Source organism: Ruegeria sp. HU-ET01832 (assembly GCF_040371315.1).
Classification (GTDB): Bacteria; Pseudomonadota; Alphaproteobacteria; order Rhodobacterales; family Rhodobacteraceae; genus Ruegeria; species Ruegeria lacuscaerulensis_A.
This window is the reverse complement of the sequence record NZ_BAABWL010000002.1, coordinates 510,163-536,080: the sequence shown is the minus strand read 5'-3', so window position 1 is coordinate 536,080 and position 25,918 is coordinate 510,163. Positions and strand designations below refer to the sequence as shown.

The 25,918-nt window shown below is 59.8% G+C and carries 26 protein-coding genes; 19 read left to right on the top strand and 7 right to left on the bottom strand.

Features of this window, described 5'->3' with window-relative positions; genetic code table 11:
• Positions 1-11 precede the first annotated feature (11 nt).
• The 3 genes from coaBC to ABWV79_RS07885 all read right to left on the bottom strand — a co-directional run bounded on the left by coaBC (position 12) and on the right by ABWV79_RS07885 (position 2,962).
• Positions 12-1,208 (bottom strand): bifunctional phosphopantothenoylcysteine decarboxylase/phosphopantothenate--cysteine ligase CoaBC, encoded by a 1,197-nt coding sequence (coaBC, locus tag ABWV79_RS07895; protein ID WP_353391244.1) that lies wholly within the window; start codon positions 1,206-1,208, stop codon positions 12-14.
• A 63-nt stretch (positions 1,209-1,271) separates the two neighbouring features.
• Entirely contained in the window at positions 1,272-2,087 is an 816-nt protein-coding gene (locus ABWV79_RS07890) for a ChaN family lipoprotein (RefSeq protein WP_353391242.1), read from the bottom strand.
• Positions 2,084-2,962 carry an RNA polymerase factor sigma-32 gene (locus tag ABWV79_RS07885; RefSeq protein WP_353391241.1) on the bottom strand — a complete coding sequence of 293 codons (879 nt, stop codon included), beginning with the start codon at positions 2,960-2,962 and terminating at the stop codon, positions 2,084-2,086. The genes ABWV79_RS07890 and ABWV79_RS07885 overlap by 4 nt, the downstream gene beginning before the upstream one ends.
• A gap of 99 nt (positions 2,963-3,061) precedes the next feature.
• Between ABWV79_RS07885 and cobU the strand changes: the two genes are divergently transcribed.
• The 4 genes from cobU to ABWV79_RS07865 are packed head-to-tail and all read left to right on the top strand — an operon-like array spanning position 3,062 to position 6,655.
• Positions 3,062-3,583 (top strand): bifunctional adenosylcobinamide kinase/adenosylcobinamide-phosphate guanylyltransferase, encoded by a 522-nt coding sequence (gene cobU / locus ABWV79_RS07880; protein ID WP_502949852.1) that lies wholly within the window; start codon positions 3,062-3,064, stop codon positions 3,581-3,583.
• On the top strand, positions 3,580-4,158 hold the full coding sequence (locus ABWV79_RS07875) for a histidine phosphatase family protein (RefSeq protein WP_353391240.1): 579 nt from the start codon (positions 3,580-3,582) through the stop codon (positions 4,156-4,158). The genes cobU and ABWV79_RS07875 overlap by 4 nt, the downstream gene beginning before the upstream one ends.
• A 58-nt stretch (positions 4,159-4,216) precedes the next feature.
• Positions 4,217-5,098 carry a glutathione S-transferase gene (locus ABWV79_RS07870; protein WP_353391239.1) on the top strand — a complete coding sequence of 294 codons (882 nt, stop codon included), beginning with the start codon at positions 4,217-4,219 and terminating at the stop codon, positions 5,096-5,098.
• Between the two features lie 45 nt (positions 5,099-5,143).
• Complete coding sequence (locus ABWV79_RS07865; protein ID WP_353391238.1) at positions 5,144-6,655, top strand: YifB family Mg chelatase-like AAA ATPase; 1,512 nt, start codon at positions 5,144-5,146, stop codon at positions 6,653-6,655.
• Here ABWV79_RS07865 and gshB read toward each other — a convergent pair.
• The 3 genes from gshB to rsmI all read right to left on the bottom strand — a co-directional run bounded on the left by gshB (position 6,652) and on the right by rsmI (position 8,876).
• Positions 6,652-7,584 carry a glutathione synthase gene (gene gshB / locus ABWV79_RS07860; RefSeq protein ID WP_353391237.1) on the bottom strand — a complete coding sequence of 311 codons (933 nt, stop codon included), beginning with the start codon at positions 7,582-7,584 and terminating at the stop codon, positions 6,652-6,654. The genes ABWV79_RS07865 and gshB overlap by 4 nt on opposite strands.
• A 61-nt stretch (positions 7,585-7,645) precedes the next feature.
• Positions 7,646-8,017: a YraN family protein gene (locus ABWV79_RS07855; protein ID WP_353391236.1), complete on the bottom strand. Its 372-nt coding sequence runs from the start codon at positions 8,015-8,017 to the stop codon at positions 7,646-7,648.
• A 1-nt stretch (position 8,018) separates the two neighbouring features.
• Entirely contained in the window at positions 8,019-8,876 is an 858-nt protein-coding gene (gene rsmI, locus ABWV79_RS07850; protein WP_353391235.1) for a 16S rRNA (cytidine(1402)-2'-O)-methyltransferase, read from the bottom strand.
• Positions 8,877-8,963: 87 nt separating this feature from the next.
• Here rsmI and ABWV79_RS07845 point away from each other — a divergent pair, with 87 nt between their 5' ends.
• Genes ABWV79_RS07845 through murJ form a run of 3 tightly spaced genes read left to right on the top strand, consistent with a single transcriptional unit; the run spans position 8,964 to position 14,453 of the window.
• On the top strand, positions 8,964-10,136 hold the full coding sequence (locus tag ABWV79_RS07845) for a penicillin-binding protein activator (protein WP_353391234.1): 1,173 nt from the start codon (positions 8,964-8,966) through the stop codon (positions 10,134-10,136).
• Positions 10,096-12,915, top strand: a complete 2,820-nt coding sequence (locus ABWV79_RS07840; RefSeq protein ID WP_353391233.1) for a [protein-PII] uridylyltransferase — start codon at positions 10,096-10,098, stop codon at positions 12,913-12,915. Before ABWV79_RS07845 ends, ABWV79_RS07840 begins: the two co-directional genes overlap by 41 nt.
• Positions 12,912-14,453: a murein biosynthesis integral membrane protein MurJ gene (gene murJ, locus ABWV79_RS07835; protein ID WP_353391232.1), complete on the top strand. Its 1,542-nt coding sequence runs from the start codon at positions 12,912-12,914 to the stop codon at positions 14,451-14,453. Before ABWV79_RS07840 ends, murJ begins: the two co-directional genes overlap by 4 nt.
• Here murJ and ABWV79_RS07830 read toward each other — a convergent pair whose 3' ends face one another.
• Positions 14,454-15,140 (bottom strand): rhomboid family intramembrane serine protease, encoded by a 687-nt coding sequence (locus tag ABWV79_RS07830; RefSeq protein WP_353391231.1) that lies wholly within the window; start codon positions 15,138-15,140, stop codon positions 14,454-14,456.
• Positions 15,141-15,226: 86 nt separating this feature from the next.
• Between ABWV79_RS07830 and trpS the strand changes: the two genes are divergently transcribed.
• The 12 genes from trpS to ABWV79_RS07770 all read left to right on the top strand — a co-directional run bounded on the left by trpS (position 15,227) and on the right by ABWV79_RS07770 (position 25,916).
• Positions 15,227-16,255, top strand: coding sequence for a tryptophan--tRNA ligase (gene trpS, locus ABWV79_RS07825; RefSeq protein WP_353391230.1), 1,029 nt, complete (start codon positions 15,227-15,229; stop codon positions 16,253-16,255).
• 59 nt (positions 16,256-16,314) lie between these two features.
• Entirely contained in the window at positions 16,315-17,178 is an 864-nt protein-coding gene (locus tag ABWV79_RS07820; protein WP_353391229.1) for a branched-chain amino acid aminotransferase, read from the top strand.
• 60 nt (positions 17,179-17,238) lie between these two features.
• A complete protein-coding gene (locus ABWV79_RS07815) occupies positions 17,239-17,694 on the top strand; it encodes a universal stress protein (protein WP_170353488.1) in 456 nt (151 codons plus the stop codon).
• Positions 17,695-18,288, top strand: a complete 594-nt coding sequence (locus ABWV79_RS07810; protein ID WP_353391228.1) for a 2-hydroxychromene-2-carboxylate isomerase — start codon at positions 17,695-17,697, stop codon at positions 18,286-18,288. It abuts the gene before it with no gap.
• A 69-nt stretch (positions 18,289-18,357) separates the two neighbouring features.
• On the top strand, positions 18,358-18,921 hold the full coding sequence (locus ABWV79_RS07805) for a NifU family protein (RefSeq protein ID WP_353391227.1): 564 nt from the start codon (positions 18,358-18,360) through the stop codon (positions 18,919-18,921).
• Positions 18,911-19,498 carry a tRNA (adenosine(37)-N6)-threonylcarbamoyltransferase complex dimerization subunit type 1 TsaB gene (gene tsaB / locus ABWV79_RS07800; RefSeq protein WP_170353491.1) on the top strand — a complete coding sequence of 196 codons (588 nt, stop codon included), beginning with the start codon at positions 18,911-18,913 and terminating at the stop codon, positions 19,496-19,498. The genes ABWV79_RS07805 and tsaB overlap by 11 nt, the downstream gene beginning before the upstream one ends.
• Complete coding sequence (locus ABWV79_RS07795; protein ID WP_170353492.1) at positions 19,495-19,908, top strand: GNAT family N-acetyltransferase; 414 nt, start codon at positions 19,495-19,497, stop codon at positions 19,906-19,908. Before tsaB ends, ABWV79_RS07795 begins: the two co-directional genes overlap by 4 nt.
• Before the next feature lie 158 nt (positions 19,909-20,066).
• Positions 20,067-21,065: a BMP family lipoprotein gene (locus ABWV79_RS07790; protein ID WP_170353493.1), complete on the top strand. Its 999-nt coding sequence runs from the start codon at positions 20,067-20,069 to the stop codon at positions 21,063-21,065.
• Positions 21,066-21,151: 86 nt separating this feature from the next.
• A complete protein-coding gene (locus tag ABWV79_RS07785) occupies positions 21,152-22,681 on the top strand; it encodes an ABC transporter ATP-binding protein (protein ID WP_353391226.1) in 1,530 nt (509 codons plus the stop codon).
• Between the two features lie 3 nt (positions 22,682-22,684).
• Complete coding sequence (locus ABWV79_RS07780; RefSeq protein WP_353391225.1) at positions 22,685-23,779, top strand: ABC transporter permease; 1,095 nt, start codon at positions 22,685-22,687, stop codon at positions 23,777-23,779.
• The gene (locus ABWV79_RS07775) at positions 23,779-24,747 is read left to right on the top strand and encodes an ABC transporter permease (protein ID WP_353391224.1); all 969 of its coding nucleotides are present in this window, start codon (positions 23,779-23,781) and stop codon (positions 24,745-24,747) included. The genes ABWV79_RS07780 and ABWV79_RS07775 overlap by 1 nt, the downstream gene beginning before the upstream one ends.
• Positions 24,748-24,995: 248 nt before the next feature.
• Complete coding sequence (locus tag ABWV79_RS07770) at positions 24,996-25,916, top strand: sulfite exporter TauE/SafE family protein (RefSeq protein ID WP_353391223.1); 921 nt, start codon at positions 24,996-24,998, stop codon at positions 25,914-25,916.
• The last annotated feature ends 2 nt before the right edge of the window (positions 25,917-25,918 follow it).

Below are 25,918 nucleotides of genomic sequence, written 5' to 3'. Positions count from 1 at the left end.
TTTCCTTTCCCTCACGCGCTCAGCGCGTCGGCGATCTTGCGCGCCAACCGCTCGGCCACAGCGTCCTTGCTCATACGTGGCCATTCTTCGGCCCCTGCGTCCGAAATCAGCGTAACCGCATTCTCGGACCCGCCCATGATGCCGGTGGCGGGACTGACATCATTGGCCACAATCCAGTCACACCCCTTACGCGCGCGCTTCGCGGTCGCGTGTTCGATCACGTTATCGGTCTCGGCGGCGAAGCCCACGACCAACGCGGGGCGATCCGTTTCCAGATGCGAGACGCGTTTCAGAATGTCTGGGTTTTCCGCAAATTCCAGCGCGGGCAGGCCGTCACGGGTTTTCTTCAGCTTCCGGTCCGAGGCGCTGGCCACCCGCCAATCCGCCACAGCCGCCGCAAACACGCCCGCATCCACGGGCAAGGCGGCGTCCACCGCATCCGACATCTGTTGCGCGGTCTCGACAGCAACCACTTGCACGTCTTGGGGCGGAGCCACATCCGCCGGGCCGGTGACAAACACCACCTCGGCCCCCAGCGCAGCGAGCGACCGCGCCACCGCCGTTCCCTGCGCGCCCGAGGACCGGTTGGCGATATAGCGCACCGGATCGATGGGTTCATGGGTGGGGCCCGAAGTGACCAGAATACGCTTGCCCTGCAAGGGGCCGCCGCCCAGCTGCGCCTCGACCGCCGCGACGATCTCCAGCGGTTCGGACATGCGGCCGGGGCCGTATTCGCCACAGGCCATATCGCCCTCGTTCGGGCCGACAAAGCGAACGCCATCCGCCTGCAACTGCGCCAGATTGCGCTGCGTCGCCGGATGATCCCACATCCGCACATTCATCGCAGGGGCACACAGAACTGGCGTGTCGGTCGCCATCAGCAGGGTCGAGGCCATGTCGTTGGCCAGCCCGCTGGACATCTTGCCAATCAGATCGGCAGTGGCCGGGGCAACCACTACAAGATTGGCAGAGCGGGACAGTTGGATATGACCCATCTCGGCCTCATCGGTCAGATCGAAGAGATCGCGATAGACCTTCTCTCCGGCCAAGGCAGACACAGACAAAGGGGTCACGAATTCCTCAGCCGCGCGGGTCAGAACCGGGGTCACAGCCGCGCCGCGTTCACGCAGGCGTCGGATCAGATCCAGTGATTTATAGGCTGCGATGCCTCCGCCGATGATCAGCAGAATTCGTTTCGATGCCAGCATGTTCAGCCCTTCCCGTCCCGGTCGGCCCTGACATTAGGCAAGCAGGCCAGACAGTTCCAGCGGTTAATTCTGCGTCTGGAATGCCAGACAGGGGTCTTCGCGTTCGACCGAAGGGCTGTCGATCACCGCGTCAAACTCGCCTGAGATCGCGCCATCCTCCGACTGCCCCAACACAAAGACTTTCAAACCAGGGCGCAGCCGGGACGTGAAAGTTGGAATCCCGCGATCCTTGCGGGCATGCCCATTTCCGGTGATCACAGCAATCGGCCCGCCTGTTTCGTCATCGGCACGCAAGATCGAACGCGTCAGAACCGCGTCGCGCAAACGTTGGATTGCAACCATCTGAGGCAGCGCCTCTTGCGGGAGCGCATCGCAATGCGCCGCCAGTTGATCGGCCTCGCGTGCAGCCTGATCCGTAGCCGAAAGAGGCACTGTCAGCCCATAGCGCGCCGCATCCGCGCCCAGCGCCGTGGCAGCACCCCGTTCCATTGCAGCGCGCGCCGCCGCACGGGGAACCATCGCCCCATAGACCGGCGCATCAGTAGCCTGAAAGACCGGGTAATACATGCTGAGGGAAGGCCACCCCATCTCGGCCCATTTCAGAATACGGTCCAATTCCTCGGGGTTGGTCGCAGCTTTCTGAGCCAGCCGTTGCGCGCCCTCTTCGGTGACCATTTCCCAGACCACGGCCGAGGGGTTGACGATCTCTAATGCTTCTTTCTGGACGATGTGATGCTGCGGGTTGTCGTGGATTTCACCCAGGATCACCACGTCAGCCGCACGCATCGCATCGGCGACGTCATCCGGAATCAAACCTTCAGCCCGGCCTATACCGGCTACAACCACAAACGCGCACAGCAGAATCGCAAACTGTCTCATGCGATGAAGTGTTGCACCTCGCGCGATTGCGCTTCAAGGTTCTTGCGCATTTTTACGAATGCCGCCGCTTCAAGCTGACGCACCCGTTCTTTTGAAAGACCCAATTCCTGCCCCAGGCTTTCCAAGGTACGCGAAGGCTCACGTAGTTTCCGTTCGCGGACGATAAACCGCTCGCGCTCGTTGAGCGATTGCATCGCGGCGACCAGCCAATGGCGCAGCTGTTCCATATCATGGCTGTTTTCGACCATTTCGGCAGCCTGTTCGCGCTCATCTTCCAGCGCGTCAATCCACTCGCGACCATCCTCATCCGCAGATTGCACCGCATTCAGCGAGAAATCCGATCCCGAAAGGCGGCCTTCCATCATTTCGACGTCACGCAAAGGCACACCGATTTCTGCGGCGATCATTTGATGCAACTGATGGCGGTCCAAATCCATTCCATCCGACGCGGCCTCACGCTCCAGCCGGGCCTGCACACGACGCATATTGAAAAACAGAGATTTCTGGGATGAGGTCGAGCCGGTGCGCACCATCGACCAGTTGCGCATCACGTAATCCTGAATGCTGGCCTTGATCCACCAGACTGCATAGGTCGAAAACCGCACGCCCCGGTCAGGATCGAACTTGTCGGCAGCTTTCATCAGGCCCAGACCGGCCTCCTGGATCAGATCGTTCATCGGCGCGCCGTAGCGTTTGAATTTGGCCGCCATGGAAATCGCCAGCCGCATATAGGCGGTAATCAAGCGATGCAGGGCTTGCTCGTCGCGATGATCTCGCCACGCATACGCCAGTTTCAGCTCGGTTTCTGCATCCAGCAGTTCCGCTTTCATCGCCTGTCGCGACATCGAAAAATCGTTTGTATTATCCAGAGCCATGGAAGCCTCCCATTTTCGCAGGCCTAGCCAGCCTTGCCTTGTCGACTTGTGGTCGATACGCAGGACAAAACCGGGTGGATCACATGGAAGGTAACACCAGTGGGTTCGGATTTGACCTTTGTTATAGGCGGAGCAGCCTCGGGAAAGTCGGCATTTGCCGAACAACTCACTGTTTCAACAGGGAAAAGCCGCATCTACCTCGCGACTTCACAAGTGCTTGATGATGAAATGCACAAAAAGGTGAAGTCGCACGTGAAGCAACGAGGGGAGGGTTGGACGACGATCGAGGCTCCGTTCGACCTGCGCCCTGCTCTGGCCGCTCTGACGCAGGATCAGGTCTGTCTGATTGACTGTGCGACGATGTGGCTGACCAATCATATGTTGGCGGAAAACGATCTGGAACAAGAACAAGCCCTGCTTTTGGATGCGCTGAATACCTGCAAAGCCCAGATTGTAGTCGTATCGAACGAAGTCGGCCAAGGCATTGTCCCCGACAACGCCCTGTCCCGCCGCTTTCGCGAGGCACAGGGACGGCTGAACATCGCATTGGCCGCGCAGGCCGATCTGGCGGTGCAAGTCACAGCCGGGCTGCCTCTGGTACTGAAAGGACAGCTGCCGTGACTCGCCTGCATCTTGTCCGCCACGGCCCGACCCATGCCAAAACCATGGTCGGCTGGTCCGACCTGCCCGCTGATCTCAGCGACACAGTGGCGATCCAGCGCTTGCATGACCATCTGCCGTCTGATGCGGTTGTTATCTCATCAGACCTGTCCCGCGCCGCGGATACGGCCTCGGCCATTCAGGGAACACGCACCCGCCTGCCCCATCACCCCGACCTGCGCGAGATCAATTTCGGCACGTGGGAGCTGCGCGGCTTCCGCGAGATTGAGGCCGAAGACCCGGAACTGGCCTTCGCCTATTGGGACAATCCCGGCGACGTGCGGCCCCCAAGCGGCGAAAGCTGGAACGAGGTGCGTACGCGGGTAGATGCCGTGATCGACCGGCTGATTGCCGATCATAGCGGGCGCGATCTGGTCATCGTGGTGCATTTCGGCGTGATCCTGACACAGGTACAGCGCGCGCTGGACGTGACGGCACAAGAGGCGTTCAGCCACAAGATCGACAACCTCTCGGTCACGGAACTGACCCATCACGGGGATCGCTGGTCGGTCGGGCGGATCAATCACCTCGCGTGATGCACCAGCGCACAAATCTCTGATTTACCGCCGTGCCGGGCCACGCCATCCTGCGTGCATGACCTATGATCTGTTTATCGGAGACCGCCTGTTTTCCAGCTGGTCCATGCGCGGCTGGCTGATGCTGGAAAAGTTCGGCCTGCCTTACAAAACCCAAATGATCGGCCTCTATTCCGGCACCATGGCCGAGGATGTGAAGCCACTCGCCCCCGCCCGTCTGGTGCCCGCCTTGCGCATGCCCGACGGGACGGTGGTAGGCGAAAGCCTCGCCATGGCCGAAACTCTGGCCGAACGACATCCCGACACCGGGCTGTGGCCTGCAGATCCAGCCGCCCGCGCCACCGCGCGCTGGTTATGCGCCGAGATGGTGGCCGGGTTCACCGCCTTGCGCGGCGAATGCCCGATGCAGTTGCACCATTGCTGGACCGGGTTTGAACCCTCAGCAGATACCCTGCGCGACCTTGACCGGATCGAGACCCTATGGGCCCATTCTCGCAGCGTGTCCGGGGCCACCTCCGGTCCGCTGTTTGGCGACTATTCCCTGGCGGATGTCTTCTATACGCCGGTGGCCGCGCGGATTATCGGCTATGGTCTGCCAGTCTCGGACGCAAACCGGGTCTATTGCCTTGACCTACTGTCAGGCCTGTCCGTCCGCCAATGGCGCGCGATGGGATTGACTGTGTCCTATGACCCTTTCCCCTACGCACTGGGATTGGCAACACAACCCTGGCCAGTCGGCTCGCCCGTAGCCCGCGTTGTGGACGCAGGCCCCTCGGTCAACACCACATGCCCCTATTCCGGCGACCCTGTGACAGATTTCCTTGAACTGGACGGCCGCATCTGGGGCTTCTGCAACCCGTTCTGCCGTGACAAAACCGCCGCAGACCCGGGCGCTTGGCCGAAATTCTCTGCCATGGTCGCAGGCGTTAACGATTCCTAAACCGCCTGCGTGCCAGCAACGACCTGTTAACCAAAAAGGTCGTTCATGGTCGCCCGCTCTCATACCGTCGCTTTCCAAGGGGTTGAGGCCCGCCCGGTCGAGGTGCAATGCGCCGTCGCGCCGGGCCTGCCCGCTTTTTCCATCGTCGGCCTGCCCGACAAAGCCGTGTCCGAGACCCGAGACCGCGTGCGCAGCGCGCTCAGTTCCATGGCCATCGCTCTGCCGTCGAAACGCATCACCATCAACCTCTCGCCTGCCGACCTGCCGAAAGAGGGCAGCCATTTCGACCTGCCCATCGCCGTCGCGCTGCTATCCGCACTGGAAATAATCCCTCCCGACGCCGCCGAAGGCGCGGTTTCGCTGGGTGAGCTGTCACTGGACGGATCGCTTGTACCCGTGGTCGGCGCTCTGCCCGCTGCCATGACCGCCGCCGCCGAAGATCGCGCGCTGCTGTGCCCCAAAGCCTCCAGCGCCGAGGCGGCTTGGGTCGATGCTACACAGGTTATCGGGGCCACATCACTGGGCGATGTGGTGCGGCATTTCTCAGGTCAGGCCCCTTTATCCGCCGCCCAACCCGGCGAGGTCAGCCTTGCGCCCAGCGCGCGCGACCTGCGCGATGTGAAAGGGCAAGAACGGGCCAAACGCGCGTTGGAAATTGCCGCCGCCGGGCGACACCACCTGATCATGATCGGCACGCCGGGGTCGGGCAAATCCATGCTGGCCGCGCGTCTGCCGGGAATTCTGCCGCCTTTGGCCCCATCCGAGGCGCTGGAAACCTCTATGATCCAGTCGCTCTGCGGATTGCTGGACGAAGGCGGGATCAGCCGCTCCCGCCCATTCCGAGAACCGCATCACACCGCCTCGATGGCAGCGATTGTCGGCGGTGGTCGAAGCGCGAAACCCGGTGAGATTTCCTTGGCTCATAACGGAGTTCTGTTCATGGACGAATTCCCCGAATTTCCGCGCACCGTTTTGGAAACCCTGCGCCAACCGATTGAAACGGGCGAGGTCATGGTGGCCCGCGCCAATGCCCATGTGAAATACCCTTGTCGCTTCATGCTGGTGGCCGCCGCCAACCCCTGCAAATGCGGCTATCTGACGGACCCCGCCCGCGCCTGTTCCCGTGCGCCGGTCTGTGGCGAGGACTATCTGGGTCGCATTTCTGGTCCGCTGATGGATCGGTTCGACTTGCGGATCGAGGTGCCTCCGGTCGGGTTCACCGATCTGGACCTGCCGCCCTCGGGGGACAGTTCTGCCACGGTTGCCGCACGGGTCGAAGCCGCCCGTACTGTGCAGGCGCAGCGGTTTGAGGGCATGGAGCCCCGCCAGAACGCGGATATGGAGGGTAAGTTGTTGGAGGAAATCGCCGCCCCCGACGCCGAAGGCAAAGAGCTGTTGCTGAAAGCCGCCGAACGGTTCGGCCTGTCGGCGCGCGCCTATCACCGCATCCTGCGGGTCGCGCGCACCGTTGCTGATCTTGAAGGCGCGCCAGATATCCGCCGACCTCACGTGGCCGAGGCGCTGAGCTTTCGCATCAGCGCCCGGGCGGCGTCTTAGATTTTGGCCTCAATCGCCTGCCAGATTTTTTCCGCGACGTTCACACCGTCGAACCGCTCCAACTCCTGAATGCCGGTAGGCGAGGTCACGTTGATCTCAGTCAGATAGTCTCCGATCACGTCGATACCGACGAAGATCTGGCCTTTTTCCTTCAGCAACGGACCGATGGCGGCGCAAATCTCCAAATCCCGGTCGGACAGGCCGATCTTTTCCGGGCGACCGCCCACATGCATATTCGACCGCGTCTCGCCCTTGGCAGGCACACGGTTGATTGCGCCGACTGCCTCACCATCAACCAGAATCACCCGTTTGTCGCCATTGCTGACGTCGGGCAGGAACTTCTGAACAATCAGCGGCTCGCGCGAGAAACCCGTGAACAACTCGTGCAGCGAAGTCAGGTTGCGGTCATTGGCATCCAGCCGGAACACGCCCGCACCGCCGTTGCCATAAAGCGGCTTGAGAATGATATCGCCATGCTTTTCCTTGAACGCTTTGATCGTCTGTAAATCACGCGCGATGGTCGTCGGCGGCGTAAGATCGGGGAAATCCAGAACCAGCAGTTTTTCGGGGTAATTGCGCACCCAGAACGGATCATTGACCACCAGCGCCTTGCCCTTCAGACGGTCCAGCAAATGCGTTGACGTGATATAATGCATATCGAACGGAGGATCCTGACGCAGCCAGATCACATCGAAATCAGCCAGATCAACCTCACGCTCAGGCCCCAGTTTCGCCGGGTTTCCTGCCACACGCTGCACCGTCATGTCATGGCCGCGTGCTGTTATGCGCCCTTCCTGATACGCCAACTGATCCGGTCCGTAGAAAAACAGCGAATGCCCACGTGCCTGCGCCTCTTCGGCCAGTCGGAATGAGCTGTCTGCATTGATATCCACGGCCCCGATTGGGTCCATCTGAAAGGCGATTTTCATGGCGTGTCCCTCAGTTTCACGCCAGATAGATGGCCCAGCGAGCCCGAGGGTTCAATGGGGGTTAGGCTTGTCCAAAGGCGTTTTCAACGATTTTGACTGCGCCAGTGGCATCCACCAGCGCTGCGTCAAAGCGCACATTCGTCAGTTGTCCTGCGGGTTCATTTTCCAAAAACTGTGAAGCAGAGGCGCAGATCCGTTTCATCTGACGCTGGTTGATCCGTGCCGCAGCTCGGTCAAAACTGCTGCTTTTCTTAACTTCGATGAACACAAGGCAGTCACCATCCCGCGCGATCAGGTCAATCTCCCCTCCGGCCCCGCGCCAGCGGCGATGTGCGATGGAATAGCCGCGACGTTCATAGTCCGTAGCCACCTGCAATTCAGCGGATTGGCCTGCCTGATAAGAAACTGAACTTCGAACAGCGCGTGCGGACATGTCATCCCTTTCCCAGCTTCAGAGCCTTTTGATAGATCGGGCGACGGGGCAGTTTGAACATATCCGACACCAGATCTGCCGCATCCCGAACCGAATGAGTTTCCAAGGCTTCCTTCAAAGCCTGTTCTACGTCCAATTCGTTAACAGTTTCCGAATGCCCGCGATCCACAAGCAGGACAATTTCGCCTTTGACAGTCTGTCCGCTTAAATCAGCGGCCAACTCGGCCAGAGTTCCGCGTTTCACTTCCTCGAACTTCTTAGTCAGTTCCCGGCACAGTGCCGCTTGTCTTGTGTCACCCAACACTGCGGCCAAGTCCGACAGGCAGGCCGCAACGCGCTTGGGTGATTCGTAGAAGATCAGTGTGCCCGGCACATCGCGCAGCGCCTCGATCCTTGACTTTCGCGCGTTCGACGTGTTGGGCAAGAATCCAGCGAAATAGAAGGCATCCGTGGGCAGGCCAGCAAGCGTCAGCGCCATCAAAGCCGCCGAGGGACCTGGGGCGCAGGTGACGGTGTGCCCCGCTTCGGCCGCCTGACGGCCAAGGTCATAGCCCGGATCGGCAATCAAAGGCATCCCGGCTTCGGACGCGTAGGCCACCGAGTTGCCATCCGCCAGAGCTTGCAGAATTTTCTGTCGCGCGCCAGCGCCGCTGTGATCGTGATAAGCCAGAATACGACGGCCTTCCAGCGGAACACCATGTATCTCCATCAACCGGCGCAGGCTGCGGGTGTCTTCAGCCGCGATCAAATCTGCCGAGGCCAACACGTCCAGTGCCCTGAGCGTAATGTCGCGCGCCGCGCCGATCGGAGTGGCAACAAAATACAGGCCCGAGCCCAATCTGACTTTTTGGTGATTCAAAGCTGGACCCTCACAGCGTGACGTTTATTATCGCGACTTAATAAAATGGCGTCTTTCAAGTCGCCGGGACAGGGAGTTTTCATTCAGATGTTTACCGTTTGCAAGCCCGTTCGCAAACTGGCGAAAACCGCCGCCGTTTTGGCCACCGCCGCTTTTCTGACCGCCTGTGAGACATCAGGACTGGGCGGAGGGCCATCGATTAACACCTCTAAGCCGGTGCCTGTGGCGCTGCTGGTTCCGGCGGGATCGGCCAATTCGGGCGATGCGGCCTTGGCCCGAAGCCTTGAGAACGCAGCGCGTATGGCCATGGCAGATTTGCAAAATGTGCAGATCGACCTGCGGGTTTATGACACGCGCGGCAGCTCGAACACGGCGGCCGAGGTGGCCCAACGGGCCGTGGCGGATGGTGCAAAGGTTATCCTGGGTCCGGTTTACGCGCAGGCAGCAAACTCGGCAGGGTTAGCCGTTTTAAACAACAACGTGAATGTCCTGTCTTTCTCGAACAACACCAGCATCGCGGGCGGGAACGTCTTTGTCCTGGGCCCCACCTTCGACAACACGGCTAACCGACTCGTTAATTTTGCCGGTTCGCGGGGCAAAAACAACATGGTCATCGTGCACAGCAACGATGCGGCAGGCCAGTTGGGACAATCTGCCATCGCCAACGCGCTGAGTAACAGTCGCGTCAACAATGCAGGCACAATCGGCTATGACAGGTCCCAGCAGGGCGTGATCAACTCGGTTCCGACAATCAAGGCCACGGTGGATGCGTCGGCGGCTGACTCGGTGTTCCTTACGGCAACCACGGCTGGTGCGTTGCCACTCTATTCGCAGTTGCTGCCAGAGGCGGGTGTCTCGCCAGCAACGACGCAATATATCGGTCTGACACGCTGGGATATTCCGGCTCAGACGCTTGAATTGCCGGGCGTGCAGGGGGGATGGTTCGCGCTACCCGACCCGGCCAAGGCACAATCCTATCGTCAGCGGTACAACAATACCTATGGTGAGGCACCGCACCCTATCAGCGGGCTGGCATACGACGGCATCGCAGCAATCGGAGCCTTGGTCAGCCAGGGTAAATCGGATGCGCTTACGGCTTCGGCCCTGACACAAAATGCCGGTTTCCAGGGCGTGGGCGGCATCTTTCGCCTGCGCTCGAACGGTACCAACGAACGCGGTCTGGCAGTTGCCACGATCCAGAACAAACAGGTAGTAGTGATTGACCCTGCCCCACAAAGCTTCTCAGGCGCCGGTTTCTGATCGACCGGCACTGACGCTCACCCCAAAAGGTGAGCTGATCTGCCCGGCCCAAGACATATTCGACAGCACCGCCGTTCTGGCGCAACTGTCGGAAGCCTTTGAAAACGTATCGAACAACACCGCGCGCCGGGCCGATTGCGTGCGCATTCTGCGGAATGCCCAAAAGGCAGGGCGGCAAGCCATCGCTGATGCGTTTTTCCAACGCCCGTTCGACGCACGGCCGCTGACCCATTCTTACACTTATCTGACCGATGGACTGGTCTGCACCGCCATGCAGGTCGCAAGCCACGATCTTCACCCTCTGGCCACGCCGACGCAGGGCGAAAAGATCGCCGTTCTGGCTGTGGGCGGCTATGGGCGGGGCGAGATGGCCCCCGCGTCAGATGTCGATCTGCTGTTTCTGACGCCCTACAAAATCACTGCATGGGCCGAAAGCGTGATCGAGTCCATGCTGTATATCCTGTGGGATTTGCGTCTGAAGGTCGGGCATTCTTCGCGCACCATCAAGGATTGTCTGCGGCTTGGGGGCGAGGATTTCACTATCCGCACCGCTATGCTGGAGCAGCGTTATCTGGCGGGCGACACGGCCTTGGGCGATGAACTCAAAACCCGCCTGCGGGACGAGTTATTCAAGGGAACCGAACGTCAATTTATCGAAGCCAAACTGCAAGAGCGTGACGAGCGCCACAAAAAGCAGGGCCAGCGTTATATGGTCGAGCCTAATGTCAAAGAAGGCAAGGGCGGGCTGCGCGACCTGCAGTCGCTGTATTGGATCGCGAAATACATCTACGACGTTCAGGACGTGTCTGAATTTGTACCGCTGGGGCTGATAACAGAAGACGAGTACAAAGCCTTCGACGAGGCCGAGGAGTTCCTGTGGGCCGTACGCTCGCATCTGCATCTGGTAACGGGCCGCGCCACTGAGCACCTGACCTTCGATATGCAGGTCGAGGTAGCCGATCGCATGGGCTATGAGGATCGCGCCGGTCGCCGTGCCGTCGAGGTTTTCATGCAGCGGTATTTCCGCGAGGCGACGATGGTGGGTGAATTGACCCGCATCTTCCTGACCAAGCTGGAAGCCGCACACATGAAGGGCGCACCGCTGCTGGAACGGATTTTCCGCCGCCGCCCACGGGTCAAGGCAGGGTATCAAGTCGTTCATGGTCGTTTGGACGTCGCTGACCCGGACCAGTTCCTGTCCGATAAGGTGAACCTGCTGCGTCTGTTTGAGGAAGGTTTGCGCACGGGCATGCTGATCCATCCGGATGCGATGCGTCTTGTGACAGCGAATCTGAACCTGATCGATGAGGACATGCGCGAAGACAAGGAAGCACAACGTATCTTCCTTGATCTTATGTTGAAACACGGCAACCCCGAACGCGCCCTGCGCCGGATGAACGAGCTGGGGGTCCTGTCGGCCTTTATCCCCGAATTTGAACACATCGTCGCGATGATGCAGTTCAACATGTATCACAGCTATACGGTGGACGAACACACCATCCAGTGCATCGTCAACCTCAACCAGATCGAACGCGGAAAACTGGTGGAATCCCTCCCGTTGGCTTCGTCGATCCTGAAAGAGGGCGTGAACCGCAAGGTTTTGTATGTCGCCCTGCTGATCCACGATATTGCCAAGGGGCGGCCCGAAGATCACTCGATCCTCGGCGCGCAGATGGCACGCAAAATCGCGCCGAGGCTTGGGTTGAACAAGGCTGATTGCGAAACGGTCGAATGGCTGGTGCGTTATCACCTGCTGATGTCCGACATGGCGCAGAAGCGCGATATTTCCGATCCGCGCACGGTACGCGATTTCGCGAAGGCCGTGAAAACAGTCAAACGGTTGGACCTGCTGACAGTTCTGACGGTCTGTGACATTCGCGGCGTTGGGCCGGATACGTGGAACAACTGGAAGGCCACCCTGCTGCGCGCCCTGCACGCGGAAACCAAGCGCGCACTAGAGACGGGGATGGAAGACCTCAACCGTGCCAATCGCGGGGCCGAGGCCAAAAAGACCCTGCGCGCCGAATTGGCCGATTGGTCCAAGGCTGACCTGAAAACCGAGACTGGTCGGCACTACGACCCCTATTGGCAGGGCCTTAACCTGTCGACGCATGTTGAATTTGCCGAGATGCTGCAAGCGCTGGATCACAGTGGCGACGCGGGCGCGATGGAAATTCGCCTGCAACCGGACGAGGATCGCGATGCCACTCGCGCCTGTTTCGCCATGGGCGATCATCCGGGTATTTTCGCGCGGATCGCTGGCGCGCTGGCGCTGGTTGGAGCGAACGTGGTCGATGCGCGCAGCTATACGACCAAGGATGGTTATGTCACGGATGCATTCTGGATACAGGACGCAGATGGCCGCCCATTCGAAGCCAGCCGCCTGCCACGCCTGACGCAAATGATACACAAAACGTTAAAGGGCGAAGTTGTGGCGCGTGACGCGCTGAAATCGCGCGACAAGATCAAGAAACGCGAACGCGCCTTCAACGTGCCAACGCATATCATCTTTGATAATGACGGGTCCGAGATCTACACGATAATCGAGGTCGATACCCGGGACCGTCCCGGTTTGCTCTATGATCTGGCGCGCACGCTGGCCGCAGCCAATGTCTATGTCGCCAACGCGGTGATCGCGACCTATGGCGAACAGGTGGTGGACACCTTCTATGTCAAAGACATGTTCGGGCTGAAATACCACTCGGACAGCAAGCAGCGCGGGCTTGAAGCCAAGCTGCGCAAAGCCATCACCGAGGGCGCCGAGCGCGCGGAATCATGAAGCAGATTCGGCTGTTCTCGGGCCTATTCACGGTCGGGTTCTGGACCCTGGCCAGTCGGATATTGGGGTTTCTGCGGGAAATCCTGCTGACGGCTTTTATCGGGCCGGGCCCGGTGATGGACGCCTTTGTGGCCGCCTTCCGCCTGCCCAACATGTTCCGCCGCTTCTTTGCCGAAGGTGCGTTCAACGCGGCCTTCGTCCCGATGTTTTCCAAACGGCTGGAAGGGGACGAGAACGCCGAAGGTTTCGCACAGGACGCCTTCAACCTGCTGGCTGTGGCCGTTTTGGCGCTGGTTGGGCTGGCGATGGTGTTCATGCCCGCACTGGTCTGGATCACCGCCGAAGGGTTTTACGGCGACGACCGGTTCGATCTGGCCGTGGATTATGGTTACGTGGTTTTCCCTTACATCTTGTTCATGTCACTGGCAGCACTGTTTTCGGGCGTTCTGAACGCCACGGGCCGCTTTGCGGCCGCTGCCGCAGCGCCCGTTCTGCTGAACATTTTCGCCTGCACCGCCATGATCGCCGGAGCACTGTCGGGTGGCGAAGTCATCCGCTGGCTGATCGCCATCATCCCCTTGGCCGGTGTGGCGCAGCTTGCGCTGGTCTGGGTCGCGACCGAGCGCGCAGGTATCCGCATCCGCCCCGGCCTGCCGAAACTCAGCCCTGAGATGAAGCGTATGGTCCGCATCGCCGTCCCCGCCGCGCTGGCGATGGGGGTGACGCAGGTCAATCTTGTGGTGGGGCAGCTTGTGGCCTCAAAAACCGAAAACGCGGTCAGTTGGTTGTTTGCCGCGGACCGGCTGTATCAACTGCCCTTGGGTGTGGTGGGCATCGCCGTTGGAATCGTGTTGCTGCCTGACCTGTCTCGCCGCCTGCGTGCGGGTGACAAAGACGGCGCCCGCAACGCCTTTTCCCGCGCCGGAGAGTTCACGCTGCTGCTGACCCTTCCGTCAACAGTGGCCTTTGTGATCATGCCGATCCCTCTGGTCTCGGTCCTGTTCGAGCGTGGCCAATTCACCGCCGAGGATACCGCCGCCACCGCGCTGGCCGTGGCGATCTATGGCGTCGGCCTGCCGGCTTTCATGCTGCAAAAGCTGTTGCAACCACTGTTCTTCGCGCGCGAGGACACAAAATCTCCGTTCCGCTACGCGGTGGTGGCGATGGTGGTGAATGCGGGGCTGGCCTTTGGGCTTTATCCGCTGGTGGGCTGGATTGCGCCTGCGATTGCGGCCTCGGTCGCCGGGTGGGCCATGGTCGGACTGCTCGCGCTCGGGGCCCGACGCATGGGCGAGGAGGCGCGCTTTGATGACCGGTTCAAACACCGGGCATGGCGGATCGTGGCCGCATCGCTTGGGATGGGCGTTGGCCTATTTGCCGCGCTTTCCCTGTTCGGGTGGGCATTTCACCTGCCAGGCTGGCGCTATGTAGCACTGTTGGCCCTCATCATCTGTGCGGCAGTGCTGTATTTTGTGCTGGGCCACCTGCTGCGCGCCTTCGAGATCAACGAGTTCAAAAAGGCCCTGCGGCGGTCCTGATCAGTCGCGGCGGATACCGCCAATGATCCGGGCCCAACCGCCGGGACCAACCACAAATGACAGAACAAAGCCTGTGGCGAACCCGCCCAGATCGGCCACCCAATCCAACGTACCGCCGAAGATCAGACCGAACAACAACTGGATCCCCATCAAAACAGCGATCAGGCTGAAGGCCCGTGACTGGTTTTCGCCCACCAAAGATAACCTACGCCACAATATCCACGTGAACGCTCCGATCAGGCCGTAGACGGGTGGGAACCCTCCGACCAGCGGATATTGCGGGTCCAGCAGCAGCGCATAGGCCAGCGCCCCGCCGATGCCCGACAGCACAAAGATCACCAGCATCTGCACGCTGCCAAAAACCTCGGCCACCATTTTGCCCATGGCCAGAACAAAGACGCAGACAAAGATGGCCTGAGTGAAATTGGCCGACACGAACGGGTATGTCACTAAGCGGATCAGATGTTCAAACGGCCAGCGCCCGTTTTCCATCATCCAGTCGAAAATGTCCGGCGAAAAGGAATAGTGCTGCAACGCATCCAGCCGCCAGCCCACGGCCGATGGCCCGCCGACCAACCCGCGCGAGCCCAGCGTCAGGGCCAGTTCGATCCCGAAGATGAACAAGGCCAGCGCCGCCACCACGGGCGGCAGAGGGTTCACGGCGGGTGTATAATGCTCACTGCTCATTGGGCTGGCCTTTCGCGGCTGTTGACGTCCCTTTGCCTCATGGGTAAGCGACGGGGGCTTATTTTTCCAGACGGGAGTTCCCTTCGATGACCGACACCCAGTTCACACCGCGCGTGTTTTCCGGCATCCAGCCGTCGGGGAACCTGCACCTTGGCAACTACCTGGGTGCGCTCAAGCGGTTCGTGGATATGCAGGGCGACGATTTTGAGACCATCTATTGCATGGTCGATCTGCACGCGATCACCGTCTGGCAGGACCCCGCCCGCCTGCGCGAAAAGACCCGCGAGGTCTGCGCCGGTTTCATCGCCGCTGGTCTGGACCCGGAAAAATCCATCCTGTTCAATCAAAGCCAAGTGCCCGAGCACACGCAACTGGCCTGGATTTTCAACTGTATCGCCCGGATGGGCTGGATGCAGCGGATGACGCAGTTTAAGGATAAGGCCGGCAAGAATGCTCAGAATGCCTCACTGGGTCTGTTTGCTTATCCGGCGCTGATGGCGGCGGACATTCTGACCTACCACGCGACGCATGTGCCGGTGGGTGAGGATCAGAAACAGCATCTGGAACTGACCCGCGACATCGCCATCAAGTTCAACCATGACTATGGCGTCGAGTTCTTCCCGGTGACCGAACCCGTCATCGGCGGCCCCGCCCCGCGCGTGATGAACCTGCGGGACGGGTCGCGCAAGATGTCGTCCTCGGACCCGTCGGATATGACGCGGATCAACATGACCGATGACGCCGACACGATTGCCAAGAAAATCCGCAAGGCCAAGACCGACCCCGATGCTCTGCCTTCGGATGTGGATGGCCTGTCCGAACGTCCCGAGGCGCGCAATCTGGTCAATATCTACGCGGCGCTCAGCGATCAGACCGCCGAGCAAGTTCTGACCGAGGTTGGCGGCAAGCAGTTTGGCGAGTTCAAACCGATGCTGGCCGAACTGGCCGTGTCGAAACTGGCTCCGATTTCGGGCGAGATGGCCCGCCTGATGGGCGAAGAGGCCGAGATTGACCGGATTCTGGCCAATGGGGCAGAAAAGGCGCGCGCTGTTGCCGCCCCGATCCTGCAACAAACTTACGAAATCGTGGGCATGGTTGGCGCAAAACAGGGCTGATTGCTCTGGACGTTACCGCGGCGTCTTCCTAGGTTTGCCGCAAAGCTTGGGAGGGCGTGATGGCAGTCGGCAAGAATATTCGCACCTATTTCGAAGGTCAGTGGCATGACGGGGATGCGCCCATCATGCGGGCAGCCGATCACGGCGCTTGGCTGGGGTCGTCCGTCTTCGATGGAGCCCGCTATTTCGACGGTCTGGTCCCCGATCTTGAGGCGCACTGTGCCCGCGTGAACCGCTCGGCCGAGGCTTTGATGCTGACGCCGTTTGTGACCACCGAGCAGATGGTCGAGATCATCCGCGAAGGGCTGGAAAGTTATGCGCCGGACGCGGCGGTGTATATCCGCCCGATGTATTGGGGCCTCGACGGCGACCGCACGGCAATCGTACCGCTGGAGAACAGTACGGGCTTCGCGATTTGCCTGGAAGAGATTCCAATGGCGCCCGAATCTGCGTCGGTGACACTGGGCTACACGCGCTTCCGTCGCCCGGTTCTGGAATCGGCGGTTGTAAACGCCAAGGCGGGCTGCCTTTACCCCAACAATGCGCGGATGTTGCATGAAGTTCGGTCCAACGGCTTCTCAAACGCCTTGGTCGCGGATGCTTTGGGACATGTAGCCGAAACCGCGACCGCAAATATTTTCATGGTCCGGGATGGCGAGGTGTTCACCCCCACCCCCAATGGTACGTTTCTGGCCGGAATCACCCGCGCACGCCACATCGAAAACCTGCGTGCAGACGGTGTGACCGTGCACGAAGCGATCCTGAGTTTCGAGGATTTCCACAAAGCTGATGAGGTCTTCATGACCGGCAACATGAGCAAGATCACCCCGGTCACGGCGTTGCAGGATACGCAATATCAGGTCGGCCCCGTCGCCCGGCGCGCGCGCGAGCTGTATTGGGACTGGGCTGCCAGCACGCGATAGGCTTCGGTTGCCAGCGCGCATTTGGTCGGGCATGATCGCCCGAAATGAATGAGGACACCCATGCGTAAGTTCCTGGTGGTATTGGATGACAGCCGCGAATGCCTGAACGCCATGCGTTTTGCAGCCATGCGCGCGGCCCATACGGGCGGCGGCGTGACGATCCTGTCGGTCATTCCCCCCGATGAGTTCAACCACTGGATCGGAGTGGCCGAGGTGATGCGCGAGGAATCGCGTGAACGCATCCACGCCCACTACGAAGTGTTCGCCAAATGGATGCGTGACAAGCAGGGCGTTGATCCGGAACTGGCCATCCGCGAGGGCGAGCCAGTGGCGCAAATCATCGAACACGTGCAATCCGATCCCGAGATCGGCGTGCTGGTACTGGGCGCGGGCGTCGAAAAGAAGGGCCCCGGTCCTCTGGTGACGCAACTGACCAAAAACTCCGGCAGTTTACCGATCCCGATCACCATCGTCCCCGGTGATCTGAGCAAGGAAAAACTGGAAGAAATCACCTAGATGCCGCGCAGCATTCAGTTCTGGTACGAGTTCGCCTCGACCTATTCCTACCTCAGCGCGATGCGGATCGAAGAGGCCGCCGCCCGGCATGGCGTGAGTGTCGATTGGCAGCCCTTCCTGCTGGGCCCGATCTTTTTTGCACAGGGCTGGACGGATTCGCCCTTCAACCTCTATCCAGCCAAAGGGCAGTATATGTGGCGCGATATGGAGCGTCTGACCGCCCACCGCGGCCTGCCGTTCCAGCGCCCCGATCCATTTCCGCAAAACGGCTTGAAGGCGGCCCGCCTGACGCTGGCCATCGAAGACCCGGCCCAAAAAGCCGCCTTTGTCTGCGCCGTCTATTCCGCTGAGTTTGCCCATGGCCAGAACATCGCTGATGACGCGGTTCTGGTTACTTGTCTGACCGCCGCCGGATTGCCCGAAGAGACGTTGAGCCAGACGCAAAACCCTCAGATCAAAGCTGCGTTGAAAAAACAATCCGAGATCGCGCAGGCCAAAGGACTGTTCGGTGCCCCCAGTTTTCTGGTCGGGGATGAACTGTTCTGGGGCGATGACCGGCTAGATGAAGCGATAAAGCTGGCGGCTGAAATTTAGAATCGTTCCAAATCTTGACTTCCCGCGCGCGGACCCGCATATCAGAGGCAACTGAAACGGAGCCGCGCTATGTTCATCCAGACCGAATCCACGCCGAACCCTGCAACCCTGAAATTCCTGCCCGGTCAAACTGTGCTGGAGGCGGGCACCGCAGATTTTTCATCGGCAGAAGCGGCTGAGAAGTCCCCTTTGGCCAACCGGATTTTCACCGTCAACGGCGTAACCGGCGTCTTTTTTGGCAATGATTTTGTGACTGTCACCAAATCTGACGATGTTCAGTGGGACCACATCAAGCCCGCGATCCTTGGCGCAGTTATGGAGCATTACCAGTCGGGCCAGCCGGTCATGGCCGCTGACGCCACAACCGCATCTGGTCATGCCGAACACACCGGCGAAGACGCGGAAGTCGTGAATCAGATCAAGGACCTTCTGGATAGCCGCGTGCGCCCTGCTGTGGCCCAAGATGGTGGCGATATCACCTTCCATGGTTTTGACCGCGGCGTTGTGTATCTGCACATGCAGGGGGCCTGCGCGAACTGTCCGTCCTCGACCCTGACACTGAAAATGGGGATCGAGAACCTGCTGCGTCACTACATCCCTGAAGTGACCGAGGTTCGCCCCGTTGCCGTCTGACCCGCTGATTCTGGCGTTTGATACATCGGCCGCGCATTGCGCGGCCGCTTTGTTACGCGGAGATCAGATCATTGCGGTTCAAGTCGACGCCATGACACGCGGTCAGGCAGAACACTTGATGCCCATGCTGGAAGATTTGCTGACCCATGCCGGATACACGTGGAAAGACCTTTCAGCCATCGGCGTTGGTATCGGGCCGGGCAATTTCACCGGCATCCGAATTTCGGTATCCGCTGCGCGTGGGCTGGCGTTGGGCCTTGGCGTTCCGGCCGTCGGCGTTTCGGGTTTTGAGGCGCTGGCGCAAGAAACTCAAGGCGCGTTACCGGCCATTCGCGCACCACGGGATCAAGTGTATATCTCACCCGAAGGTCAAGACCCGGCCTTGATCCCGCTTGAACAGGCAGAATCACTAAGTCCACTGGCTTTCAACGATGACCCCGAAGTGCAGGTTCGCGGGATCGCAAATGCGGCTTCTCAGAAGTGGCAAACCACAAACAGCGCGCCTGCGCCGCTTTACATCCGCGCGGCAGATGCGGCCCCGTCCAAAGACTCGCCACCGGTTTTGTTGGACGGATGACTCCGCAAGCCCTTGCCAAAACCCATTCTGCGGCTTTTACACAATCCCGGCCGTGGTCCGAGGCAGAATTCGCGGATTTACTGCAGAATCGTTTTACTCACGTAGTCGGAATCGCGACGTCCTTTGCTTTGTTTCAGGTAATCGCCGACGAAGCGGAACTGCTTACAATAGCGACGCATCCTGACCTGCAGCGTCAGGGGCTCGCAAGAATCCGTATGGCCGAGTGGCATGCAAAGGCCCAAAGATTGGGCGCGACGCGCGCCTTTCTGGATGTGGCGCAGGACAATCTTCCGGCGCTGTCCTTGTACCACAGCTGCGGCTACCGCCCCTGTGGATTACGCAAATCGTACTATGTGCGCGAAAACAATCAGAAAATTGACGCTCTCGTGATGGAATGTGACTTGACCTGAATAGTCGTCGAATTTTTTCTCGACCAAGTGGTCAAAAATCAGTTGACCCCGGCTGTTGCAAACGGCCTTAATTCCCGCCATCACAACAGATATGCTCGCTCTTAGTGGGTGAACGGGGCTATCTTGGCTCCGACCGACAATAACAACGGGAGTAACAAATGACCCTGATGAAATCCTTGATGGGCGCCGCCGCAGCCGTCGCACTAACCGCAGGTGCGGCCCTGGCTGAGCCGGCCCTGATCTTTGACCTGGGTGGTAAGTTTGACAAGTCATTCAACGAGGCCGCCCATAATGGCGCGCAGCGTTGGGCCGATGAAACCGGTGGCAGCTATCGCGAAATCGAACTGCAATCCGAAGCCCAGCGCGAGCAGGCTTTGCGTCGCTTTGCCGAGGCCGGTCTGAACCCGATCATCACAATGGGTTTCGCCATGGCCGATCCGCTGTCGGCAGTTGCGGGCGACTACCCCGACACCAAATTTGTCGCGGTTGACGTGAACTGGCTGGACGCTCCGAACATCCGTCAGATCGGCTTTGCCGAGCATGAAGGCTCGTATCTGGTTGGTATGATGGCGGCGATGGCGTCTGAATCTGGCACCGTTGGCTTCATTGGCGGCATGGACATCCCGCTGATCCGTCACTTTGGCTGTGGTTATGCCCAGGGCGCCAAAGCTGTGAACCCCGATATCGAAGTTGTTGCCAACATGACCGGCACCACTCCGGCTGCATGGAACGACCCGGTGAAAGGTTCCGAGCTGACCAAAGCGCAGATCAGCCAAGGTGCTGACGTGATCTATGCAGCCGCAGGCGGCACCGGCGTGGGTGTTCTGCAAACCGCTGCAGACGAAGGCATCCTGTCGATCGGCGTGGACAGCAACCAGAACCACCTGCATCCGGGCAAAGTTCTGACTTCGATGCTGAAACGCGTGGACGTCGCCGTTTATGACGCGATGAAAGCGGGTGAGAACCTTGAAACCGGCGTCTTCGCCATGGGTCTGGCCGAAGAAGGCGTGGGCGTTGCCATGGACGACAACAACGCGTCGCTGGTCTCGGACGAGATGAAAGGCGCGGTCGACAAGGCGCGTCAGGACATCATTGACGGCAATGTCACGGTGACCAGCTACTACGAGAACGACAGCTGCCCCGCACTGCAGTTCTGATATCGCGCGGGCGGGGGTTTTGGCCTCCGCCCGGCCTCCACTCTGCCGCGCGCCATGCGGCCCTTTCGGCAATCTGAGGACAAGACATGACCGTCCCCGCCATTGAGCTCAAAGGGATTTCCAAAGCCTTTGGGCCGGTTCAGGCCAACAAAGACATTTCAATCAGCGTCGCCCCCGGATCGATCCATGGGATCATCGGTGAAAACGGTGCGGGCAAATCCACGCTGATGAGTATCCTCTACGGCTTTTACAAGGCCGATAAGGGCGAGATTTGGATCAACGGTGACAAGACCGAAATTCCCGACAGTCAGGCTGCGATTGCGGCAGGTATCGGGATGGTATTCCAGCATTTCAAGCTGGTGGAAAACTTCACCGTTCTGGAAAACATCGTTCTGGGTGCCGAGGACGGAGGGCTGCTTGCCCCCTCGCTGTCCAAAGCGCGTAAAGAACTGAAAGCGCTGGAAGAAGAATACGAGCTGTTCGTCGACCCTGACAAGCGTATCGACGAAATAGGCGTGGGCATGCAGCAGCGTGTCGAAATCCTCAAAGCCCTGTATCGCAAGGCCGAGATCCTGATTCTGGACGAACCTACCGGGGTTCTGACCCCGGCCGAGGCCGATCAGCTGTTCCGCATCCTCGACCGGCTGCGGTCCGAGGGCAAGACGATCATCGTGATCACCCACAAGCTGCGCGAGATCATGGAAAACACCGACACCGTCTCGGTCATGCGGCGTGGTGAGATGACGGCCACAGTCAAAACCGCCGATACCAACCCGCAGGAACTGGCCGAGCTTATGGTTGGGCGCAAAGTGCTGTTGCAGGTGGATAAACTGCCCGCAAAACCGGGCCAGCCCGTGCTTGAGATCGAAAATCTGAGTGTCACCGATGGTGCGGGTGTTGAGCGGGTCAAAGGCATCGACCTGACCGTCCGCGCGGGTGAAATCGTGGGGATAGCTGGTGTTGCCGGAAATGGTCAGTCTGAACTGCTTGAGGTTCTGGGCGGGATGCGTCCGGGTCAAGGCACGATCCGCCTGAACGGCGCACCTTTGGCGCTGAGCGGGGCGGGCTCGGATGGTCAAACCCGCCGTGCGCAAGGGATTGCGCATGTACCTGAGGACCGCCAGCGCGAAGGTCTGATCATGGACTTTCACGCGTGGGAGAACGTGGCCTTCGGCTATCACCTCGACCCGGCCTACAAGCGGGGCCTGTTCATGGACAACGCCGCCCTGCGCGCTGATACAGAGGCCAAGATGGAAAAGTTCGACGTCCGCCCACCCGATGGCTGGCTTGCGGCCAAGAACTTCTCGGGCGGAAACCAACAAAAAATCGTCGTCGCGCGCGAGATCGAGCGGAACCCCGATCTGTTGCTCGTCGGTCAACCCACCCGCGGCGTGGATATTGGCGCGATCGAATTCATTCACAAACAGATCGTCGCTCTGCGCGATCAGGGCAAGGCGATCTTGCTGGTCTCGGTCGAGCTGGAAGAGATCTTCTCGCTGTCTGACCGGATTGCGGTGATGTTTGACGGACATATCATGGGCGAACGCCTGCCCCATGAGACGGATGAAAAAGAGCTGGGCCTGCTGATGGCCGGTGTTGCGGGAAAGGCCGCGTGAAGCATGGATAAAATGCCCAAATGGGCCGATGTCGTTCTGATCCCGCTGATCAGTCTGATACTGGCCGCAATCCTCTCGGCGCTGGTGATCCTCGCCATTGGTGAAAACCCCATCGAAGCCGTGAACCTGATGGTCACCGGCGCGCTGGGGTCGACCTATGGCTGGGGCTATACGCTGTATTACGCGACCAACTTCATGTTTACAGGTCTGGCCGTAGCCGTGGCATTTCACGCGCGTCTGTTCAACATCGGCGGCGAAGGTCAGGCCATGCTGGGCGGTCTGGGCGTTGCCATGGTGTGCCTCTATATCGACTGGCCACACTGGAGTATTGCCCTGCTGGCCGCCTGTGTCGGATCGGCCCTGTTCGGTGCCATGTGGGCGGCAATCCCCGCCTATCTTCAAGCCAAGCGCGGCAGCCACATCGTAATCACCACGATCATGTTCAACTTCATCGCGGCAGCTTTCCTGAACTATATGCTGGTCAACGTGATGCGCCCGCAGGGCTCGCAAGACCCGGCAACCGCACGCTTCCCCGAAGCGGTGCATCTGCCGACCTTCCAGTCGATGTTCTCAACCGCCGAGAATGCTCTGTTCCGGGGCGCGCCCGCGAATATCTCGTTCTTCGTGGCCTTGCTGGCCTGTGTCGCGGTCTGGGCGCTGATCTGGCGGACGCGGCTGGGTTATGAAATCCGCGCCTATGGCCATTCGGAAACCGGGGCCGTCTATGCCGGGATTTCCCCGGTGCGCATTACCATCATCGCCATGCTGATCTCGGGCGGATTGGCCGGAATGATGGCCATCAACAACGTCATGGGCGAGGCAGAGCGTCTGGTCCTGAACTCGACCGAGGGCGCAGGTTTCATCGGCATCGCCGTGGCGCTGATGGGGCGGTCGCACCCGTTCGGGGTGTTCCTTGCAGCGATCCTGTTCGGGTTCCTCTATCAGGGCGGTGCAGAACTTGCGCTGTGGACCTCGATCCCGCGGGAGCTGATCGTGGTCATTCAGGCCCTTGTGATCCTGTTCACCGGAGCGTTGGACAACATGGTACGGATGCCGCTTGAAAAGCTGTTCCTGAGCCTGCGGAAAGGAGCGCAGTGATGGAAGCTTTCGTAACCCTCATCCAAGTCCTCGACTCGACCATCCGACTTGCAACACCACTGCTGCTGGCCTGTCTGGCGGGGCTCTATTCGGAACGCGCTGGCATCTTTGATATCGGGCTTGAGGGCAAGATGCTCATGTCCGCCTTCTTCTCGGCCGCCGTGGCCGCTGTGACCGGCTCGGTCTGGCTGGGCCTTCTGGCAGGAATCGGGGCTTCACTGATCCTGTCGGCCCTTCATGGCGTTGCGTCGATCACGTTCCGGGGCAATCAGCTGATCTCGGGCGTCGCGATCAACTTCCTGGCCTCGGGGATGACCGTTCTGGTCGCACAAAGCTGGTTCCAGCAGGGCGGGCGAACTCCGTCCCTGTTCGGCGGCGGCCGGTTCGAGCCGATCAACTTCCCCTTTGCCGACGCCATAAGCGGCGTACCCATCGTTGGACCGATCTACTCCGAGCTTCTGTCGGGGCATTCCATCCTCGTCTATGTCGCCTTCCTGATGGTACCGCTGACGTGGTGGATTCTTTACCGCACCCGCTTTGGCTTGCGCCTGCGGGCAGTGGGCGAAAACCCGGCCGCTGTAGATACCGCAGGTGTCTCGGTCGTGGGGCTGCGCTTTGCCGCCGTGGCGATTTGCGGCGTGCTGTGCGGGATCGCCGGCGCCTATTTGGCGACCGCCCTGCAAGCCGGGTTCGTCAAGGAAATGACCGCCGGACGGGGTTTCATCGCACTGGCCGCGCTGATCTTTGCCAAATGGCGGCCTTGGCATGCGATGGGTGCGTGTCTGCTGTTCGGTTTGCTTCAGGCTGTTGCGCTGCGATTCCAGAATATTGATCTGGGCGGCGTTGTCATCCCGGTACAGGTCATGGACGCCCTGCCCTATATCTTGACCGTGGTGATTCTGGCCGGGTTCGTTGGCAAAGCCGTTCCACCCCGCGCGGGTGGCGAGCCCTATGTAAAAGAGCGGTGATAAGTCCAGTTTCGGACAGATTTCAGTCCTGTTCGCTGCAGAGCGGCATGCACAGTTGATTTTGCATGCCGCAGACGCTCTAAAGAGGTATGCGAGTGTTTCCTGTGCCAGCCAATTCCGGACACATACCCACCCGGGTAAATTGCCCAATGGGTTCAAAGCCACGCCTCACGCAGAATTCAAAGCTATTTCCGGAAACGGACGGCATATCATCACCTAACACACCTGTTAACAAGACCTAGTGCCCCATGCAGATCTACCTTCCTATCGCCGAAGTCTCTGTTAACGCTTTTTTGCTGCTGGGTTTGGGCGGTATGGTCGGTATCCTCTCCGGCATGTTTGGCGTCGGCGGCGGGTTCCTGATGACGCCGCTTCTGTTCTTTATCGGCATCCCTCCGGCCGTTGCTGTGGCAACCGAGGCGAACCAAATCGTCGCTTCTTCGTTTTCCGGTGTTCTGGCCCATTTGAGACGTAAGACTGTCGACCTCAAGATGGGCACTGTCCTACTGACGGGAGGCCTAATGGGCGCGGCCCTTGGGGTAGTGGTATTCAACTACCTCAAGAGTCTTGGTCAGGTCGATCTGCTGGTTACCCTGTGCTATGTCGTTTTCCTGGGCGTGGTCGGCAGCCTGATGTTCATCGAAAGCCTGAATGCGCTGCGAAAGTCCAAAAAAGGTGGCGCTGCGCCTGCGAAACGACGACAGCGTGGCTGGGTTCATGCCATGCCCTTCAAAATGCGTTTCCGCACCTCGGGCCTTTATATCTCGGTCATCCCGCCAATTGTGGTAGGGCTGTGCGTTGGGGTTCTTTCAGCGATCATGGGGGTCGGAGGCGGCTTTATCATGGTGCCTGCTATGATCTATCTGCTGGGAATGCCCACCAAAGTTGTCGTCGGCACCTCGCTTTTTCAGATCATTTTCGTAACAGCGTTCACCACGATGCTGCACGCGACAACGAACTATACGGTTGATATCGTTCTGGCTGTTCTGCTGCTGGTCGGAGGCGTCATAGGCGCGCAGATCGGCACGGTGATCGGCGCGCGTATGCCGGCCGAGCAGCTGCGCGTTCTGCTGGCTGCGTTGGTTTTGGTCGTTTGCGGAAAGCTGGCGCTTGATCTGCTTTTGGAACCGTCCGAGCTGTATTCGCTGGGCGTGGAAGGAGGGCACTGATC

Coding starts and splice junctions, on each gene's coding strand:
- coaBC (WP_353391244.1), bottom strand. CDS start 1,208: ATGCTGGCATCGAAACGAATTCTGCTGATCATCGGCGGAGGCATCGCA.
- ABWV79_RS07890 (WP_353391242.1), bottom strand. CDS start 2,087: ATGAGACAGTTTGCGATTCTGCTGTGCGCGTTTGTGGTTGTAGCCGGT.
- ABWV79_RS07885 (WP_353391241.1), bottom strand. CDS start 2,962: ATGGCTCTGGATAATACAAACGATTTTTCGATGTCGCGACAGGCGATG.
- ABWV79_RS07870 (WP_353391239.1), top strand. CDS start 4,217: ATGACCTATGATCTGTTTATCGGAGACCGCCTGTTTTCCAGCTGGTCC.
- ABWV79_RS07865 (WP_353391238.1), top strand. CDS start 5,144: ATGGTCGCCCGCTCTCATACCGTCGCTTTCCAAGGGGTTGAGGCCCGC.
- gshB (WP_353391237.1), bottom strand. CDS start 7,584: ATGAAAATCGCCTTTCAGATGGACCCAATCGGGGCCGTGGATATCAAT.
- ABWV79_RS07855 (WP_353391236.1), bottom strand. CDS start 8,017: ATGTCCGCACGCGCTGTTCGAAGTTCAGTTTCTTATCAGGCAGGCCAA.
- ABWV79_RS07845 (WP_353391234.1), top strand. CDS start 8,964: ATGTTTACCGTTTGCAAGCCCGTTCGCAAACTGGCGAAAACCGCCGCC.
- murJ (WP_353391232.1), top strand. CDS start 12,912: ATGAAGCAGATTCGGCTGTTCTCGGGCCTATTCACGGTCGGGTTCTGG.
- ABWV79_RS07830 (WP_353391231.1), bottom strand. CDS start 15,140: ATGAGCAGTGAGCATTATACACCCGCCGTGAACCCTCTGCCGCCCGTG.
- trpS (WP_353391230.1), top strand. CDS start 15,227: ATGACCGACACCCAGTTCACACCGCGCGTGTTTTCCGGCATCCAGCCG.
- ABWV79_RS07820 (WP_353391229.1), top strand. CDS start 16,315: ATGGCAGTCGGCAAGAATATTCGCACCTATTTCGAAGGTCAGTGGCAT.
- ABWV79_RS07815 (WP_170353488.1), top strand. CDS start 17,239: ATGCGTAAGTTCCTGGTGGTATTGGATGACAGCCGCGAATGCCTGAAC.
- ABWV79_RS07810 (WP_353391228.1), top strand. CDS start 17,695: ATGCCGCGCAGCATTCAGTTCTGGTACGAGTTCGCCTCGACCTATTCC.
- ABWV79_RS07805 (WP_353391227.1), top strand. CDS start 18,358: ATGTTCATCCAGACCGAATCCACGCCGAACCCTGCAACCCTGAAATTC.
- ABWV79_RS07795 (WP_170353492.1), top strand. CDS start 19,495: ATGACTCCGCAAGCCCTTGCCAAAACCCATTCTGCGGCTTTTACACAA.
- ABWV79_RS07790 (WP_170353493.1), top strand. CDS start 20,067: ATGACCCTGATGAAATCCTTGATGGGCGCCGCCGCAGCCGTCGCACTA.
- ABWV79_RS07785 (WP_353391226.1), top strand. CDS start 21,152: ATGACCGTCCCCGCCATTGAGCTCAAAGGGATTTCCAAAGCCTTTGGG.
- ABWV79_RS07780 (WP_353391225.1), top strand. CDS start 22,685: ATGGATAAAATGCCCAAATGGGCCGATGTCGTTCTGATCCCGCTGATC.
- ABWV79_RS07775 (WP_353391224.1), top strand. CDS start 23,779: ATGGAAGCTTTCGTAACCCTCATCCAAGTCCTCGACTCGACCATCCGA.
- ABWV79_RS07770 (WP_353391223.1), top strand. CDS start 24,996: ATGCAGATCTACCTTCCTATCGCCGAAGTCTCTGTTAACGCTTTTTTG.